Below are 17494 nucleotides of genomic sequence, written 5' to 3' on the forward strand. Positions count from 1 at the left end.
GTTTAAGCTTTTAACCGCAAATATTAGACTAAATGCTGTTTGCCAATGGTGATTTTTCATGATTAATTAGCGTTAAAATAATAACCAAAACAGTTGTGCTTATGCTTAATAAAATAGCCCGCCCTTTTACTAAAATTGTAGAGCGCTATCTTCCCGACCCTTTTATATTTGTAATTTTACTTACAATAATTACCCTTGTCAGTGCGAGCTTATTTACAACCGCAACTAACATTGAAGTATTACAAGCGTGGGGAGGTGGGTTTTGGAACTTATTAAGTTTTGCGATGCAAATGCTACTAGTGTTAATTACAGGCTATATGTTGGCAAGTACGCCACCTATAAGTAAGTTATTAGAAAAACTAGCAACACTCGCAAATACAGCACCTAAAGCAATTATATTGGTAACGCTTATTTCGCTTTTAGCGAGCTGGATAAATTGGGGATTTGGTTTAGTTATTGGTGCCCTTTTTGCCAAAGCAATTGCTAAACATACTCGTGTTGATTATCGATTATTAGTAGCCAGCGCTTACTCAGGTTTTGTTGTATGGCATGGCGGATTAGCGGGTTCGATTCCTTTAACTATCGCAACCGATGGTCACTTTTCAGAGGCCAGCATTGGTATTATGAGTACAGAGCACACTTTATTTGCGGGCTTTAATATAGCCATATTAGTTGGTTTATTCATTATTATGCCGCTCGTTAATCGCTATATGCTGCCAAGCGAGCAAGAAAGCGTATATATCGACCCAGCTCTTTTACAAGAGACAACACCTAAGCCCACAACAATAACCAGACCTGCCCAACATTTGGAACAAAGTAAACTACTCGGTATGACAATTGGCTTATTAGGTTTGGCATATTTAGGCTATTACTTCTTTATTACTGGCGGAAACTTAAACCTTAATAGCGTTATTGCCGTATTTTTGTTTTTAGCTATTACGCTGCATCAAACACCCCATAATTTACTTAACAGTCTGCAACAAGCAATTCCAAGCGGGGCTGGCATTGTTATTCAATTTCCTTTTTATGCCGGCATCATGGCGGTAATGGTTGATAGCGGATTAGCACAACAGATATCACGTGGCTTTATTGCCGTTGCAGATGCTGATAGCTTGCCATTTTTGAGTTTTTTAAGTGCAGGACTCGTTAATATGTTTGTACCCTCTGGCGGTGGCCAATGGGCTGTACAAGCACCTATTGTAATACCTGCAGCACAAGAGCTAGGGGCCGATATATCTCGCGTTGCAATGGCTGTTGCGTGGGGTGATGCGTGGACTAACCTAATTCAACCTTTTTGGGCATTACCAGTCCTTGCTATCGCAGGCTTAAGAGCAAAAGATATTATGGGGTTTTGTGTTGTGCAGCTATTTGTAACTGGGGTTTTTATATCGCTGGTATTGAGCTTTTATTAATTTTTAACGGGCTGTAACCAATATTACAGCCCGCTTTTACCTAGAACGATAAATACTAGCTCGATAAAATAGTCATCGGCAGGCTCAATATTGGATTTTCCGAATCGGCAAAGTGCATCATTACAGCTACATGCCCAGCGACTACAACTGCATACATTACCGCTGAAAAGCCTTGGCCATATTTATCTAGCGGCACTAAGTGTGAGTAGTGACGGCCTCGCCATTCAAATACAATTTCCAGCGCACCTACAAACAAAAAGAATACCAGTAACATTAAGCCAAAGGTGTAGCTCAGCCATAAGCCAAATAGTACGCCTAATAAGCATACGCTTAAACCAATCCATGAACGCATTGAAAAGCTAATACTTTTTAATACATGCCCGCCATCAAGCGGTAAAATAGGTAACAAGTTAAATAAATTTAATAACGCACTAAGAACCGCCACACCTGCAAATATTTCCATCTCGGTGGCGTAATATAAAACGACACCCAGTACCGAGGTAATTAAACCAAATGCAGGCCCCATCAGTGATATAACGACATCTTGCCAACGAGTCGTTATTTTATCGTCACTTACAGCAAGCCCTCCAACAAACGGGATTAAGTAAATACCTTTGGTTTTTATGCCAAAGTATTTCATTGCTCGCACATGGCCGTACTCGTGTACGACTAAGCAGCCAATTAGCATTAGTGCAAATTCAATACTAAATAACCACGCATAGCCTGCAACAGAAGCCCCTGCAAGCACTACTTTAATTACCTTAGCGCTTTTAAAAAGCTTAAAACCTAATGCAGCTAGCCCTAAAAAGCCTTTTTTAGGTGACCCATTTGTAGGTGCTGGCAACGCAAGTTGTGTTGCAAATTGATCATCTACAAAGAGCGAAATGCTTTGCTCTTCGACTGCCCCCGTATCGATACCTATTTTTTTGGTATCGTAAGTAAACTGATAGTAGTTTTCACGAGGGTTATCAAAGGTAATGGCTTGTTGCGCATGAAATACCTGCACAATTTTTTGCCCAGACACCATAAGCGAAAATGGTTGCTCGGCTAAAGTAAGATCTATTCTTATCATAATTAAGACCGTTTAAAATAATGGCGCTAGTATACCTAATCAGCTTAAAAACACGAAGGAAGGTGCTAGGTAACTATTTTCAAAATAAAAGCATTTGATACTGACAAAATAAAAAAACACTACTACTTTTATAGTAACTCCAAGCGATACATTGAAAGGGATAACAGTGAAGAAGATAGTGCCTAATATTTTAGTTGTTGACGATTCAAAAGCAATTTTGATCGTTATGGAAGCTATACTTAACGAATTGGGTATGTCTAACACTATAACTACGTACCTGAATGCAAAAGAAGCGCTTGAAAAAGTTAAAGAAGATATCAACTACTTTGATGCTATTTTTACTGATCTCAATATGCCCGAAATGGACGGCATGGAATTAATCCGCCACTTAGGAGAGCTACATTATCAAGGCGGTATAATAATTGTTTCTGAAATGGACCATAAAGTTATTAGCTTAGCTGCCAATCTCGCGAAACAACATAACGCGCACCTCATTGGTAATATTTCAAAGCCAGTGCAACTGTCTCAGGTTAGTAGGTTACTTACTAAAGTGGCGCAATTAAACAGCCACACTTTATTAAAAGAGCCAGCCATTTCAAAAGATGAGCTTATTGATGCATTAAAAAACGATGAAATAACGCCTTTTTACCAACCAAAAATAAACGCGGATAACAATAAAATTGAAAGCGTTGAAGTGTTAGCGCGTATTTTATCAAGTAAAGACGACAATATTATTTTACCTTGCCGTTTTATAAATACTGCCGAACAACACAACTTAATTAATCAAATTACATTTTCTCTTTTTGAAAAGGCCACCAGCGAATTCAAAAATATGACAGCACAACTAGGTCATGATTTTAAAATGGCCTTTAACTTATCGCCAACCCAGCTCGATGACCTAAACTGCCCTAATAAATTACTACTTATTTTAGAACTAAACCAACTCACACCTAGTAATATAATTATAGAAATAACAGAACAACATGCACTCTCAAGCCTCATGCAATTAGAAACAGTAAACAGATTAAGAATGCATGGCTTTGGTATATCGCTAGACGATTTTGGTGTTGGTTTTACTAATATGAATCAGCTTCGAAATCTTCCTTTTACTGAAATTAAAATAGACCGTTCACTTATTAGCCATATAGAAACAGATTTATTTTCTCAAGTGGTCGTAAGTTCGTTATTTAATATTACGAGTAAAGATAATTTAGACTTAGTAGCAGAAGGTGTTGAACGACCAGAAGAGCTCGTTTATTTAAGGCATTATAGAAGAAAACTAGCCATACAAGGTTTTTTATTTAGCCGCCCTAAACCACAAGACGAATTTATATCTTGGGCTAAAGATTGGCTAAAAACTGATGGCAGCCCCGCTTAAAGCGGTATTAATATTTAATCGGGGCTGGTTAACTAATTATCACCCCGAGTGTGTTTATCTTCTTCACTGACTATATGCGCACTGCTTGCTAAACGTTTGTGCCAACGCTGCCTTGCTACTGCGCGCATATTAGTAGATTGGTCACGCTCATCTACAATCTCTAACCCCATTAAAGCTTCAATCATATCCTCTAACGTTACAATACCCTGCACGTCACCGTACTCATCAACAACTAAGCATATATGAGTGCGCTTTGTTAAAAGTGTTTGCAGTAACGACGATACGTTCTGAGAAGTTGGTACGGTATAAATAGGCTTAATCAATTTGCTAATTTTGTAATCGGTGCCTAAGCGGTGAAATGCCAGCATAATATCGTTTTTATGCACAAACCCAACGATATCATCGGCATCTTTATCAAATACCAACACTCTAGAAAACGATGACGATCCATGTTCATTTAAATACTGATTAACTGTTAAATCTTTATGGATTTTGAAAATAACAGTTCGCGGCGTCATTAAATCACATAATTTTGCATGCTTAAAATGCAACAAATTACGGATAATATCAGATTCATCTTGATGTAATGCTCCCGACTCCGTGCCTATATCTGCCATTGCCTCTATCTCTTGACGAATATAGTAAGCCTCATCGTGCTTTGGACCCATTAAATTTGTTAGCTTTTGTGCAAACCATACAAAAGGCTTTAGCGATATAACTAAAAACCGCAAAGCGTAGGTAACACTTGGGGTTAAAGCTCGCCAGTAATTAGCCCCCAAGGTTTTAGGTATAATTTCAGAAAGAATTAATACGAGAAATGTCATAATGGCTGATGCAATACCTACAGCCGCATCGGAAAAAACGACAGCCGCTTGTGCGCCAACTCCCGCTGCACCTGCAGTATGGGCAACTGTATTTAAAGTTAAAATAGCAGCTAAAGGCTGATCTATATTGTTTTTAAGCTTTTCGAGCTGTTTAGCAAGCTCAGGGTGTTTTTTTCTAAGTGATGCAACATAGCTGGGCGAAATACTTAATAACACAGCCTCCATCACAGAACATAAAAACGAAATAACAATCGCCACTACCATATAAACTATCAGTAAAGTCACTTTCTCTCCTCTATATTGGATATGTGAGCATGGTAACAATACATGCTATATTTGGCCAAACTTCCAATAATAATAGGCATAATAATGAAATTTAGCGCACCATGGTGTCATCAAAATAAGCTATTTAAGTACGCAGCAGCTCTTTTAACGCTTAGCAGCTTAAGCTTTGCTGCAATAGCGGCACCATTGGATAAATCAAAAATTCAGTTTATCGGCCCACTTGCCGAAGATATGCAGTTAAAGCCTTTTCAGACACCTCATGGCAGTGCGATTATTAACAACCTATTGCCACAACTACAAGCAGACACAGATAGTTTTTCTGTATTTGGGAAAAAACAAAACTGGCAACCGTTTAATAAAATCAATGCGCTCACTTTAGGTGGGTTACAGGCACTAAAATTTAATATTGAAACACCCCGCTTTACGCAAGGTACGCTTACCTTAAAAGGGATTGAGCAAGGGCAGTTATTTATTAATGGCGAACTACAAACAGGCGATAAAAATAGCTATAAGTTAGCTTTAAATAACAGTACTCACACTGTTTTAATAGTAGCCCAGCAAGTAGCTAATTGGCACGATGTAACGCTTGATTTTGCTCCAAAGAGCGACATTGATAAAATTACGCTCAGCACTTCACACATAAAACGTTTATCTGCAAAACAACTGTTTGATGCTCCTACCATTAGCCAATTATCACTCGCACCTAATGCCAAGCAGTACGTTACTACCACTCGCACTTATAGCGATAAAACACAAAATCAAGCAAATACAGTTACTGTACTTAAAGATTCAGACAATCAAACGCTCTATCGCTTTGAAGCAGGCCAACCAAGTAACATTATTTGGAGTCCAGATAACCAATATTTAGTGTATTTGTTAAATGGTGAGCTTAAACAACTTAACCGTAAAAACCTCTCAATAAAAACATTAGCAAACGATTTAGAAGGAGCTAATGGCTTTACCTTTTATAACGACACCAGTCTTTTGTTTAGCTGGTCTAAATCACCTGAGAGCACTAACAGCTTAACCAAGCACTATAAAGGTCTGCAAGATCGCTGGTCGTATGCACGTACCACCAGCCAAATTTATATGCTTGATACTAAAAGTGGTTTAACAAAAGCACTTAGCCAAGGTCCTCTTTCTTACAGCCTTGAAGATTCAAATAGTAACCGTGGCAAAGTATTAATGAGCCGCCCAGTAATGGCAATGCAGGCATCAACCCACCCTGAAACAGAGCTTGTTGAACTCGATTTAAAATCAAACAAGCTTTCATCGCTTGGTAAATTCAAAACGTTTAATTTAGCCAAATACGCAAATAAAGATATTTATGTAGTTGCAGGCCCGGACTTTAAAAATGGCGCAGGCAGAGCATTACCAAAAGCTATGCTCGCTAATAACTACGACGGGCAACTTTACCTACTTACTGAAGGCGGTAAAAACGTAAAAGCACTCAGTAAACAATTCGACCCCGCTATTGGCCAACTGCACGTTTTAGAAAACAGCGATGCGCTCATTAAAGTAACAGAGCAAGACACTCAACCACTTTACCTATTTGATTTAAGTAAACAGCGCTTTAAAAAGTTAAATACAGGATTGGATATTGTTGAACAATTTAGTTACTCACACGACCGCAATACCGATATTTTATTAAGTGGCACTAACGCTTTAGCGCCACAACAGCTAAAGCGCCTTAACGTCAGTAAAAATAAAACAGATTTAATATGGGATTCAAAACCAAGTAGCTATGCAAATATACGACTCCCTACATTAGAAGAGTTTAATTTTAAAAATAAACATGGGGTTGAAATAACTGGCCGCGTTTATATTCCTAGCAATTTAGATAAAACTAAAAAGCACCCGGCGCTCGTGTATTACTACGGCGGCACTTCACCAGTTACGCGTGGTTTTACAGGTCGTTATCCGTTTAACTTATGGGCAGAAAATGGCTACGTTGTTTATGTAGTGCAACCTACTGGCGCAACAGGGTTTGGACAAAAGTTTTCAGCGCAGCATGTTAATGCCTGGGGCGACTACACCGCAGATGATATTATCGAAGGCACACAAGCCTTTTTAAATAAATACAACTATGTTGATAGTAAAAAAGTAGGTAACTTAGGGGCATCGTACGGTGGCTTCATGACCATGTTATTGGCAACTAAAACCGATATATTTAGTGCTTCAATAGCTCATGCGGGTATTTCTAATATTACCTCGTATTGGGGTGAAGGTTGGTGGGGCTACTTATATTCTGGCGAAGCATCAAAAAATAGCTTCCCGTGGAATAACCCTGAGCTTTACAGCCAACATAGCCCTGTATTTCATGCCGACAAAGTAACAACACCTATGCTACTTCTTCATGGTGATAGCGATACCAATGTACCTGTTGGCGAAAGCTTAACAATGTACACTGCACTTAAACTGCTTAATAAGGACGTAGAGTTAATCGAATACAAAGGCGCCGACCATCAAATTTTTGCACGCGATAAACGATTTGATTGGTGGAACACTATGCTCGCATACTTTGATAAAAAGCTAAAAAACGAGCCTCAATGGTGGGACTCGATGTATAAAAATGACTGAGCCTGAACCTTTAAAATAACGACTTAATACAGATTTATTAATAGTAGAATTAATTATTTAGCACCTTTTAATTAGTCTAAAGGTGCTAACCTCATCCTCTAATAACGTCTTATACACCTTTGAAATATTAAGTTACTTAAAACTAATAAACCCCCCTTCTCAGCATTTACCTAATGGTGCTACCATACAGAGCTATAAGCATTCAAAATAAAGTACTATGGCTATTAATGTTTTATTGGTTGAAGACGATGAACTACTCGTTAAACGCATCCAAAATCACTTTGCAGATACCGAATTTACAATAGAGGTAGACCCCACTGGCGCTGATGCACTTAACATTGTAAGGCAGCGGGTAAACCTGCGCGGTGCTATATCATTAGCCATAATTGACATTGTCTTACCAAAGCGCGACGGGCTTCAGCTCGCAAAAGAATTAAACACACTGACCGATATTGGCGTTATTGTATTATCGAGTCGTGACTCCCAAGCCGATCGTATTGCAGGCCTTGCACAAGGCGCTGATGACTATATTTGTAAGCCCGTCGATTTACTTGAGTTAGAGCTTCGCATGCGCGCACTCTATAAGCGTGTTGCCGTTAACCTAGAAGACGACGAAAGCGAAGAGTTTATAGAATATGCTGACTTTAAGCTTCATCCTGATAACCGCACATTAATTACTGCTGCGGGCGTTGAGTCACGCTTAACTGAAGCCGAACATAAAGTGCTTATTTGCTTAATTAGTAATGCAGGTAAAGCCACATCCCGTGAAAAAATATCAGAAGAAATAGGCCAGCCCGATTGGAGCCCAAACGATCGTACTGTTGATGTGCTTATTGGTCGTTTACGTAAAAAATTAAATGACGAAAAAGATCAAAAACGCATCGTTACCGTACGCGGTAAAGGCTATATGCTTTCTATTTAATACTTAGTTAATTGCGCAATAAGGCGCTCAAATGCGCGGTAATTAAGTGCTTCTTTTAGCTCATTTAAACTAATGTTTTCAGCGCCTTTTAAATCACTAATTGTACGCGCCACCTTAATTACTCTATGGTAAGAGCGTGGCGATAAAGACAACTTCTCGCTTGCTCTAGCTAAAAATTGCAACTCTGCAGGCGCAAGTTCACAGTGCACACTCATTTCTTTATTATTAAGTCTCGCATTAACCTTACCTTGGCGTTTTAGCTGCACATAATAAGCAGCCTCAACTCTTGCTCTAACCTCAGCACTGGTTTCCTCTGGTTTGGTACTTTGTAGCTCAACACTCGTTAAACGAGGTAGTTCTATTTGCAAATCAATACGGTCAATAAAAGGCCCCGATACGCGCGATAAATAACGCATAACTTGATCGGGAGTTGCTCGCTTATCAGTATGGCTCCCTGTTGGACTTGGGTTTAATGCGGTTATAAGCTGAAACTGCGCTGGGAACTCCATTTGCCTAGCTGCACGTGAAATAGTAACCGTACCAGTCTCCATCGGCTCACGCAGTGAATCAAGTACCTTACGCTCAAACTCTGGTAATTCGTCTAAGAAAAGCACACCGTTATGTGCCAGCGAAATTTCACCAGGCTTGGGATTTGAAGAGCCCCCCACCAAAGCAACCGCTGAGCACGTATGATGCGGGTTACGAAATGGTCGCTGTCGCCAATTAGTTAAATCTATAGATTGCCCAATAATAGAGTAAAGCGCAGCAGTCGAAATAGCTTCATCGTCCGACATAGTAGGCATAATTGTAGCCATTCGCTGGGCCAGCATTGATTTACCAGTACCTGGAGGGCCTAAAAATAGGTTATAATACCCTAATAGACCCACAAGTATTCAACTGCAGAAAATCAAGATTTATGAATAAAGCATATAGTTACATTCGCTTCAGTACCAAAGGACAAATCGAAGGAAGAAGTCTTAAACGCCAACTAGAAAGCGCAGAAGAATACGCAAATAGTAATAGATTAGCCCTTCAGAGTCTCTCATTTAGAGACTTAGGTGTTAGTGGCTATAAAGGTAAGAACTCCTCAGATGGCGAGTTAGGTAAGTTTATAGAGGCAGTAAAAGAAGGCGCGATAGAGCAAGGCAGCTATTTACTCATTGAGAGCTTTGACCGCATGAGCCGCCAACCTGTTGAAACCTCACTTATGCTCCTTATGACTATTGTTGACCTCGGTATAACAGTCGTCACGCTAATGGATAGGCAAGTGTATAAAAAGGGTGAGATGAATATGCAAGCCCTTATGATATCGCTTGTATCCATGAGTCGCGCTCATGAGGAGTCTGCTACAAAGAGTAAACGTGTAGGCGATGCATGGCACAAGAAACAGAAAAGAGCTGCCACAGAGTTAATGGGGTCACCTCTACCCGCTTGGCTACACTACAGCGATGATAAAAAAGATATACTAATCTCAATGGAAAAAGCTGTTGTAGTTAAGTACATATTCCTACTGTCAGCTGAGGGTTACGGAAAAGCTGCTATTGTCAGAAAGTTAAATGATGAGGGCATTCTCCCTATTAGCTCTAGAGCAAGCAAATGGCACCCATCTTATATAACTAAAATACTCAATGGTCGCATTGCTCTTGGCGAATACCATCCCCACATAAACAACTCTCTAGGTAAACGTGAACCTACAGGAGAGGTCATCAAAGACTATTACCCTGCCATAATAGATGAGAGCTTATGGTATAAATCCCAAGCAGGCATTAAAAGCAGGCGAATAGGTAGCACAGGTTCAATTAAAAAGGGTTTAACAAGGAATATCTTCTCGGGTTTTATATCATGCGAGTGTGGCTCATCTGTTCAATTTGTAAATAAAGGGAGTTCACCCAAGGGTGGTTACTACTTAGTGTGTAGCCTCGCGAGATATGGTGGAGGCTGTAAGTACACCAGTCACCGTTATTACTACACCCAATGGGTTATCCTTATAGCACTACAAAAACTGCTTACACCTTATGCTAAAAAGCCTGAGGACGCCGCTAAGACCATGAGTCTAGAAGGTGAATTGATAACACTACAAAAGCAAATAGATGAACTAATTCAAGACATCGATGAGAATGGCTTTAGCACATACATTAGTAAAGCCATTCGTAACAAAGAAAGCCGCATTAGTGAGGTAAGTCGAGAGCTAGCCGACATACAAGCAGCTAAGGCTGTAAATGATGAGCCTGTAGACCTTACTGAACTCACAGGGAACATAAACGAGCAATCTGAACGACTAAAGCTCCACCAGCACCTTAAGAGGCAACTCAAGACTATAGTGCTATATCCTCATAAGAAGTCCATTGATATCTTGGTGAATGACGATGACGATATACACTTGAGCTATAATGAGGACACGGAGGTATGGACATCAGGTAATGGAATGAGTTTTAAGGTAGATACTTAGCCGCCCATCCATTTACGAGAGTTTTTATCTATGCCAATACCCTAATAAGCAGACTAGTATCAGCCTTATAGGTCGATGGTAACCGCCACCTAGTTAGTGTAATACACTACGAGATTTAATTTTAAATTATAAGGAATTCACATGAAGAAATGGACTATCTTACTACTAATAAGTCTCAGCTACCTTTCAGTTCAATCTGCACAGGCGACTAGCGGGAGAACAAACGCATCTGGTTGCCATAACAGTAAAAAGGCTGGATATCATTGCCATGGGACTTCCAAGGCATCAAGCTACAAACCTCAAAGCAAAGTTTATTCATCAAAAAGCAAAACTACATCTTATTTACCAACTGAAAAGAATAAAGAAAGAGATGGTCTAGTTCACGGCATTCAAGTTCAACTAAATGCGCTAGGTTACAAGGCAGGAAAAGTCGATGGTATTCTTGGGAAAGATACGATTTCAGCTATTAAAAAGTTTCAAGCCGATAATAACCTCTTCATCGATGGCTTTGCGACACATAGCTTATTGATGAAGCTAGTTAAAGCAAATAATTAGTATTGGTTAGATTAAGTAAAGCGGAATTTATTAAACTAACGCAACCTCAGGGGGGAGGTGTCGGGGTACTAGATAGACTTAGCGATTGCGTCGTATACTTATCTAAACTTAAATCGTAGTATTGAGTTACTCATTTTTTATTTATTGTACTGAAATGAGTCTTAACAAAAGGAACCGTTTTGCTAAATTTAATCAAAGAGTTATCTGAATTATGGCCGTCATACTATGCACTTACCAAGGAAGACAGTAAAAATAAAGCATACAAACTTATCCATGACACCCTCCCAAAATCCTTACGCCCTCTTAATGAAGGTAAAAAGCACCTATTGGTTGCCTCTTCAGGAGGGCAAGGAAATATAACTGCTGGGCCGTGGTTTGCCACCTTTGATGAAAGAATTACAACCAGGGCAGAGGAAGGGTACTATTTAGTATTTCTATTCTCTATTGACATGAAAAAGATTGTACTCGAGCTCGGCTTTGCTACAGGTCAATTTACGAAGTTTTATGGTGTAAATAAGAACACCTATAAAATAATGAGAGATGCAGCTCTAATGATGCAAGAAGCCACCACTAGTATTTGTAATGATTTCCCACACCAGGAATTCATAACCAAACTCAACAGAGAACCTTCTGATTTATCAACCCTCCCCCCTACTTCAAAACATAAACTCCAGAAAGGATATGAACAAGCTTCCATTTACAGCCTTTCATATGATATAGACAAACTGGAAGGGTCATCATTGCTTGAGGATTACGGTTTATTCCTTGAGCTTTACCAAAGGATAGCTGTTGACCCCTTAGTTCCTAGCGTAGAGTCATTACTTGGGAGAACAATTGAAAACTCACCACTCAATACTGAGCTCAACATACCAGCAGCAACTAACTTCTCGATACGTGCACCTAAAAAAGTAACGAGTAACACCCCCTCAAAGTCCTCCTTTAATGGCAAAAGAAGGTCTAAGGACGCAAAAGCGGTTGGAGATATGGGTGAGAAAATTGTTTTAGCTTTTGAGAAAAATAAACTATCTAATCACCCTGAGCTTTTAGATAAAATAGTCCATGAAGAGGCTGAAAAAAATAGACCTGGCTGGGATATATCCTCTTACAATGAAAATGGTGAGAAAATGAGAATAGAAGTTAAAGCTAGCTCAACCTCTATCATAAACAGCCTTACTATTACCTCAAATGAATGGCAAGCTGCCAAAAAGTATGGGGATTCTTATTATATTTATTTAGTCTACGACGTGACTGCAAGAGGAGCCTCTCGCATAGAAATCATTAAGAATCCTGTTGAATACTATAATAACCAATTATTTTCTATTCAAATTGAGTCCTACAACTTAAAACTAAACTCTTAATTAGACTATAGGCTCATTGACCTCTATTTAACCCCCTAAAACCCAAACAGACTAAACTTAGAATCGCACCTGTTTGGGTATACTAAATGAGTACACTCAAAAGAGCATAAAACCGTTCTCATTAAAGTTGATTTATGATTATCGGTACGATATCATTTAAGGGTCTTAGACTTATAAAGGAACACACTCATAATGAGTAAGCATCAAACAGTCGCATACATTCGTGTCTCGTCCTCTCAGCAATCCACTGACAGACAACTTGTGAATGTAAGCTATGACAAGGAATTCATTGAGAAAGCCTCAGCAAAGAGCACCGAGCGCCCTCAACTTAACGCTATGCTAGAGCATGTTCGTGAGGGTGACGAAGTTGTTGTTCACTCTATGGATAGACTAGCTCGCAATACGAAAGACCTCTTAGAGATTGTTGAAAGCCTAAAAGAAAAAGGTGTAAGCATCAGGTTTATAAAGGAAAACTTAACCTTTTCCGCTGGTGGTGAAAACTCAATAAATAACTTAATGCTTACCATGCTGGGTGCAGTCGCTCAATTTGAACGTGAACTCATATTAGAGCGACAGCGTGAAGGTATTGAAGCAGCAAAGCAGAAAGGTCTTTATAAAGGTCGTAGCGCGAGCATAGATAGACAAGAGATAATGAGAGACATCAACAACGGCCTTTCAGTACGTAAAACAGCCTCAAAGCACAATATTGCAGTAAGCTCAGTAAGCCGCATTATAAAAGAGTCTAAGAATAGCAAATAGCTCATTTCCTCAAAAATCACCATATCAGCACAGCGATACGTAAGTTTGAATCGTTCGCTAATTCATTTGTGCATCAAACATAAAGACAATTAAGGAATCATATTAATGTCAAAACAACAGGTTGTTACTTGTAAAGAGTGCGGTAAACGCAGGGTAAAAGCCCTCACAACCAATCCAATTACAGGTAAGCAACGCCGCTCTACCATTAAGATATGCCAAGACTGCCATTCCAATACAATAGACTATAAATTCTTTAGTAGCTCTTTTGGTCAGTGGCTACGAAGAGCTTTCCAGCGCCAATGCACTAATTCGATACCAGCCAACACTAATGAGTTACGGGGTCTATTGCACTTATGGAAGTTTTATCGCAAAGCCTGTGGTTTTAATAGTGACGGAGAAAATGTATCTAAAACTTATGACTATCATTTATGTCATATAGACCCAATTAAAGGAAAGGACGGTCTCGTAGGCAAACTGACATACTCCAACCTAATGATTGCACCTGCAGAACTCAATAGAGAACACTCTAATATTCCCTTCCCTTATACGTCTAACCAATCTGTATTAAAAGGAGAGGAAATATCTGATGATAACTTTAAGACTATATGTCGAGCACTATATAACCTGCCTCTACTAGCAGCAGAGTTCTGTTTATTACCACAGAAAAAGTCTGATTCACTTCCTAAATTTCAATCTAGAGGAGTTAATATCCCTACAACTTTATCAAAAGAGTTGAAGCGACTTGGTTATCCCGTAACACATATAATCAAAGACGACCAACATGCAGATAAGCTCGCCAATGAAGTCTATGATGCATTCTTTACGGTAGGCGGGACAGTTGCTATTGGACTGTTAACCCAGTACGGAACCAGCTCAAGCAGTGAGATGATTGACTACGACTTCACATTACCTAGCGATAAAATTAGACTCTCTAAAGAAAAGAGAAGGGCTTTATGGGTAGATATAGGGTTCTGAGCCTATCCTATAGTTATACATAAGAATTCCTCTGCAGGTCTTTATATAAAAGGCCTACAGGGATTTCCGAACCATGCAGTAAACCTGATTATATTCAAACTTATGCTCGATAAGCTTACAGTATAAACTCGTATAGTGTTGTATAAGATGCCTCTTCAGGTGTTAACAGCTAACACGAACAAACACTAAGTAATCACTTATCTAATGAATGCTCGCTAGGCTATTAACGTCACTCGTCACGATTTACTGCTCAATTAAACTAATATTTAAACATATCGATGAATATATTAGAGTTACCTTGAAGCTCCTTAATCCTAGCATTCCTAGTATATTCCCACTCATCAGGAGGGTCACTAAGAGACCATCTAAGAAACATTAGGCGCTCACCTTCAGGCATAACGACATTGTGTCTATAACTCATATACAACCACACTCTAGCCAATTCACCTCGAATTCGTTCCGACGGTTCAGTAATACCTTTAGACCATTCAAAATCACATAAACCTAGCTTTTGCTCTTCCCCTTCGATAATCCCATACCTTGAGTTAGACCTGATTCGATTAGTTTGCCCTATTGATGGTACGAGGTTATGAAGGTCAAAAATGATAGCTTTAGCCTCTTTAGAAGTCCTTTCGCATATATTACGACTACCATTAACCCAACAATTCATTTCCTTAGCTGGTGTCAAAGAGGCGGGCACAACATGCTCCCAATCAAGAACATTTATAGCATTTTGATACTTCATTCCAGAACCATTGTAACCACATGAAGTAGTATCAATAACTCCCCCACTAACTCCTTTAGGCTCATAAGAACAGCCGCAATACTTAGTTATCTTATGGTCAAAATACACCTTATCTCTGACTATTTGCTTAGCTTTAGACCATGAGTTTGGGATATCACCCCCATGAGTTAAACACGCGAAAGCTGTAAAGAATAAAAGACAAATAAGCTTCATTAGAGGCCTCTGAAGGTTACATTAATTTATGGGTCTATTAGGACATTCAATTAGTAAATTATGCCCGCCAGCTGCGGCTATTTCTAATACTCGCTTTGCACCGGGCTGACCTTTAACATCGCTTAAATCGAGCAAAAAGTCAGGGGCTTGCGTGCAGTCGGGGTACTCTATATTTAATGGCAAGGGTTGTTGATTAAGTAGGTCGCCCCATACTTCTTGAATAGAGCTTACGGCTTTGCGTTTAACGCCATTAACTAGGCTTGCTAGGCTGTCGTTTGCAAGAGGTAAAAAGCAGCAGCGATCTTCTTCTTTAGCAGCAAGTACCGAAGGTAAAATAGCGTTTACACCACGCACTTCACCATTAAGAGCAAGCTCACCATAAAACTCGTACTTATGAATATCAGGACACACTATTTGCCCAGAGGCGACTAAAATACCCACCGCAATAGCCAGATCAAACCGCCCACCATCTTTTGGTAAGTCGGCTGGGGCTAAATTTACGGTTATTCGTTGATCGGGAAAACCAAATTGTGAGTTTTCGAGTGCGCTACGTACCCTGTCTTTCGACTCTTTAACAGACGCTTCGGGCAGGCCTACAATATGAAAAGCGGGTAAACCATTTCCTAGGTGAACCTCTACAATAACTTCAGGGGCATTTATGCCCACTTGAGCACGAGAAAATATACGAGCTAACGACATTCCTTATCCTAGTAAATGGTGTGATTACACCAGTTTAGTCAGGATATTTAAAAACGTGTAATGTGATTTGCCATTTTATAGCGGCTAAACGAAGTAATAAGGTCATTAACATTCCTAATACCATCGCCATTTCGGTTGCTAACGAAAAACTAATGCCAAGCGTATAAACAGTACCACCAGCTATACAGGTAATAGCGTAAAGCTCACCCTTTAATAGCATAGGGATCTCGCGTGCAAGCACATCTCGAATTAATCCACCAAAGCAGCCTGTAATTACAGCCATAATTACCGCAGTCATATCGGGCATACCAACAAGCTGTGCTTTTTGCGCCCCCATTACTGCAAAAAAAGCTAACCCAAACGCGTCCGCTGTTTGTAAAATATAATGAGGTATCGGCTTTTGTTTATTTATAAGGCGTGTTGTAACAAATACTGAAGCGAGTATGGCAAAAAAGTAACTTTGATCGTGTAACCAAAACACTGGAACATCTAAAATTAGATCTCGCACTGTACCACCACCAATAGCAGTTACTGTCGCTAAAACTACGACCCCAAAGCCATCCATTTTTTTCTCATACGCTAGCAAAGTGCCCGATACAGCAAACACCGCAATGCCTATTAAATCAAACCAGTGGTAAAGTTCAGTCATATTTGTAACAACCTAAAAATATTTGTGCCGTTTTAACACAAACCAAACAAGGTTTTAAGTAATAACGATTTATTTTAAGAAGTTTATAACATTTTAAAGTGTATCTCAGGGGGGCGGGAGCTTGCGCTTATGAGAAGTGAATGCCTCATGCAGTGAAGATGATCTTTATCCTATAAGCTAAATCACCACACTCATCAAATTTTAGACATAAAAAAACACGCTTTAAGCGTGTCGTTTCATTCTTATTTATTTCAGTGGTTGCGGGAGCCTGAACTTATAAAAGGTGAACCGACGACCTTCGGGTTATGAGCCACAATATACACACCAAATTTTAGACATAAAAAAACACGCTTTAAGCGTGCCGTTTCATTCTTATTTATTTCAGTGGTTGCGGGAGCCTGAACTTATAAAAGGTGAACCGACGACCTTCGGATTATGAGCCACAATATACACACTAAATTTTAGACATAAAAAAACACGCTTTAAGCGTGCCATTTCATTCTTATTTATTTCAGTGGTTGCGGGAGCCTGAACTTATAAAAGGTGAACCGACGACCTTCGGGTTATGAGCCACAATATACACACCAAATTTTAGACATAAAAAAACACGCTTTAAGCG

13 protein-coding genes and 2 pseudogenes are annotated in these 17494 nt (G+C 39.4%); 9 read left to right on the forward strand and 6 right to left on the reverse strand.

Annotated features, from left to right (window positions below):
• The first annotated feature begins 101 nt into the window (after window positions 1-101).
• On the forward strand, window positions 102-1412 hold the full coding sequence (locus H5088_RS04380) for a short-chain fatty acid transporter (protein ID WP_182752260.1): 1311 nt from the start codon (window positions 102-104) through the stop codon (window positions 1410-1412).
• A 55-nt stretch (window positions 1413-1467) separates the two neighbouring features.
• Here the strand turns inward: H5088_RS04380 and H5088_RS04385 are convergent, their stop codons facing one another.
• Window positions 1468-2484 (reverse strand): metalloprotease, encoded by a 1017-nt coding sequence (locus H5088_RS04385; protein ID WP_182752261.1) that lies wholly within the window; start codon window positions 2482-2484, stop codon window positions 1468-1470.
• Window positions 2485-2650: 166 nt separating this feature from the next.
• On the opposite strand from H5088_RS04385, the gene H5088_RS04390 reads away from it, so the two are divergent.
• The gene (locus tag H5088_RS04390; protein ID WP_182747911.1) at window positions 2651-3862 is read left to right on the forward strand and encodes an EAL domain-containing protein; all 1212 of its coding nucleotides are present in this window, start codon (window positions 2651-2653) and stop codon (window positions 3860-3862) included.
• Between the two features lie 32 nt (window positions 3863-3894).
• Here H5088_RS04390 and H5088_RS04395 read toward each other — a convergent pair whose 3' ends face one another.
• The gene (locus tag H5088_RS04395; protein ID WP_002957910.1) at window positions 3895-4971 is read right to left on the reverse strand and encodes a hemolysin family protein; all 1077 of its coding nucleotides are present in this window, start codon (window positions 4969-4971) and stop codon (window positions 3895-3897) included.
• A gap of 84 nt (window positions 4972-5055) precedes the next feature.
• Between H5088_RS04395 and H5088_RS04400 the strand changes: the two genes are divergently transcribed.
• Window positions 5056-7551 carry a S9 family peptidase gene (locus H5088_RS04400; RefSeq protein WP_182752262.1) on the forward strand — a complete coding sequence of 832 codons (2496 nt, stop codon included), beginning with the start codon at window positions 5056-5058 and terminating at the stop codon, window positions 7549-7551.
• Between the two features lie 217 nt (window positions 7552-7768).
• The gene (locus tag H5088_RS04405) at window positions 7769-8473 is read left to right on the forward strand and encodes a response regulator transcription factor (protein WP_002957913.1); all 705 of its coding nucleotides are present in this window, start codon (window positions 7769-7771) and stop codon (window positions 8471-8473) included.
• Here H5088_RS04405 and H5088_RS04410 read toward each other — a convergent pair.
• Window positions 8470-9348: pseudogene (locus H5088_RS04410) on the reverse strand (YifB family Mg chelatase-like AAA ATPase); the annotation flags it as partial. The gene H5088_RS04405 and the pseudogene H5088_RS04410 overlap by 4 nt on opposite strands.
• A gap of 41 nt (window positions 9349-9389) precedes the next feature.
• Between H5088_RS04410 and H5088_RS04415 the strand changes: the two are divergent.
• The 5 genes from H5088_RS04415 to H5088_RS04435 all read left to right on the forward strand — a co-directional run bounded on the left by H5088_RS04415 (window position 9390) and on the right by H5088_RS04435 (window position 14569).
• Window positions 9390-10922: a recombinase family protein gene (locus tag H5088_RS04415; RefSeq protein ID WP_182752263.1), complete on the forward strand. Its 1533-nt coding sequence runs from the start codon at window positions 9390-9392 to the stop codon at window positions 10920-10922.
• A gap of 141 nt (window positions 10923-11063) precedes the next feature.
• Window positions 11064-11477, forward strand: coding sequence for a peptidoglycan-binding protein (locus H5088_RS04420; RefSeq protein WP_182752264.1), 414 nt, complete (start codon window positions 11064-11066; stop codon window positions 11475-11477).
• Window positions 11478-11656: 179 nt separating this feature from the next.
• Entirely contained in the window at window positions 11657-12835 is a 1179-nt protein-coding gene (locus H5088_RS04425) for an MrcB family domain-containing protein (RefSeq protein WP_182752265.1), read from the forward strand.
• A gap of 192 nt (window positions 12836-13027) precedes the next feature.
• Window positions 13028-13594, forward strand: a complete 567-nt coding sequence (locus tag H5088_RS04430) for a recombinase family protein (protein WP_182752266.1) — start codon at window positions 13028-13030, stop codon at window positions 13592-13594.
• Window positions 13595-13699: 105 nt separating this feature from the next.
• Window positions 13700-14569: a hypothetical protein gene (locus tag H5088_RS04435; protein ID WP_182752267.1), complete on the forward strand. Its 870-nt coding sequence runs from the start codon at window positions 13700-13702 to the stop codon at window positions 14567-14569.
• Window positions 14570-14828: 259 nt separating this feature from the next.
• Here the strand turns inward: H5088_RS04435 and H5088_RS04440 are convergent, their stop codons facing one another.
• The 3 genes and pseudogenes from H5088_RS04440 to H5088_RS04450 form a co-directional block, all read right to left on the reverse strand.
• Window positions 14829-15527 carry an endonuclease gene (locus H5088_RS04440; RefSeq protein ID WP_182752268.1) on the reverse strand — a complete coding sequence of 233 codons (699 nt, stop codon included), beginning with the start codon at window positions 15525-15527 and terminating at the stop codon, window positions 14829-14831.
• 39 nt (window positions 15528-15566) lie between these two features.
• Window positions 15567-16226, reverse strand: a pseudogene (locus H5088_RS04445) (magnesium chelatase domain-containing protein); the annotation flags it as partial.
• Between the two features lie 34 nt (window positions 16227-16260).
• Window positions 16261-16875, reverse strand: coding sequence for a trimeric intracellular cation channel family protein (locus H5088_RS04450; protein ID WP_002957915.1), 615 nt, complete (start codon window positions 16873-16875; stop codon window positions 16261-16263).
• Window positions 16876-17494: the final 619 nt, after the last annotated feature.

Origin of the sequence: Pseudoalteromonas sp. SR43-3 (genome assembly GCF_014163875.1) — a bacterium.
GTDB classification, from domain to species: Bacteria; Pseudomonadota; Gammaproteobacteria; order Enterobacterales; family Alteromonadaceae; genus Pseudoalteromonas; species Pseudoalteromonas distincta.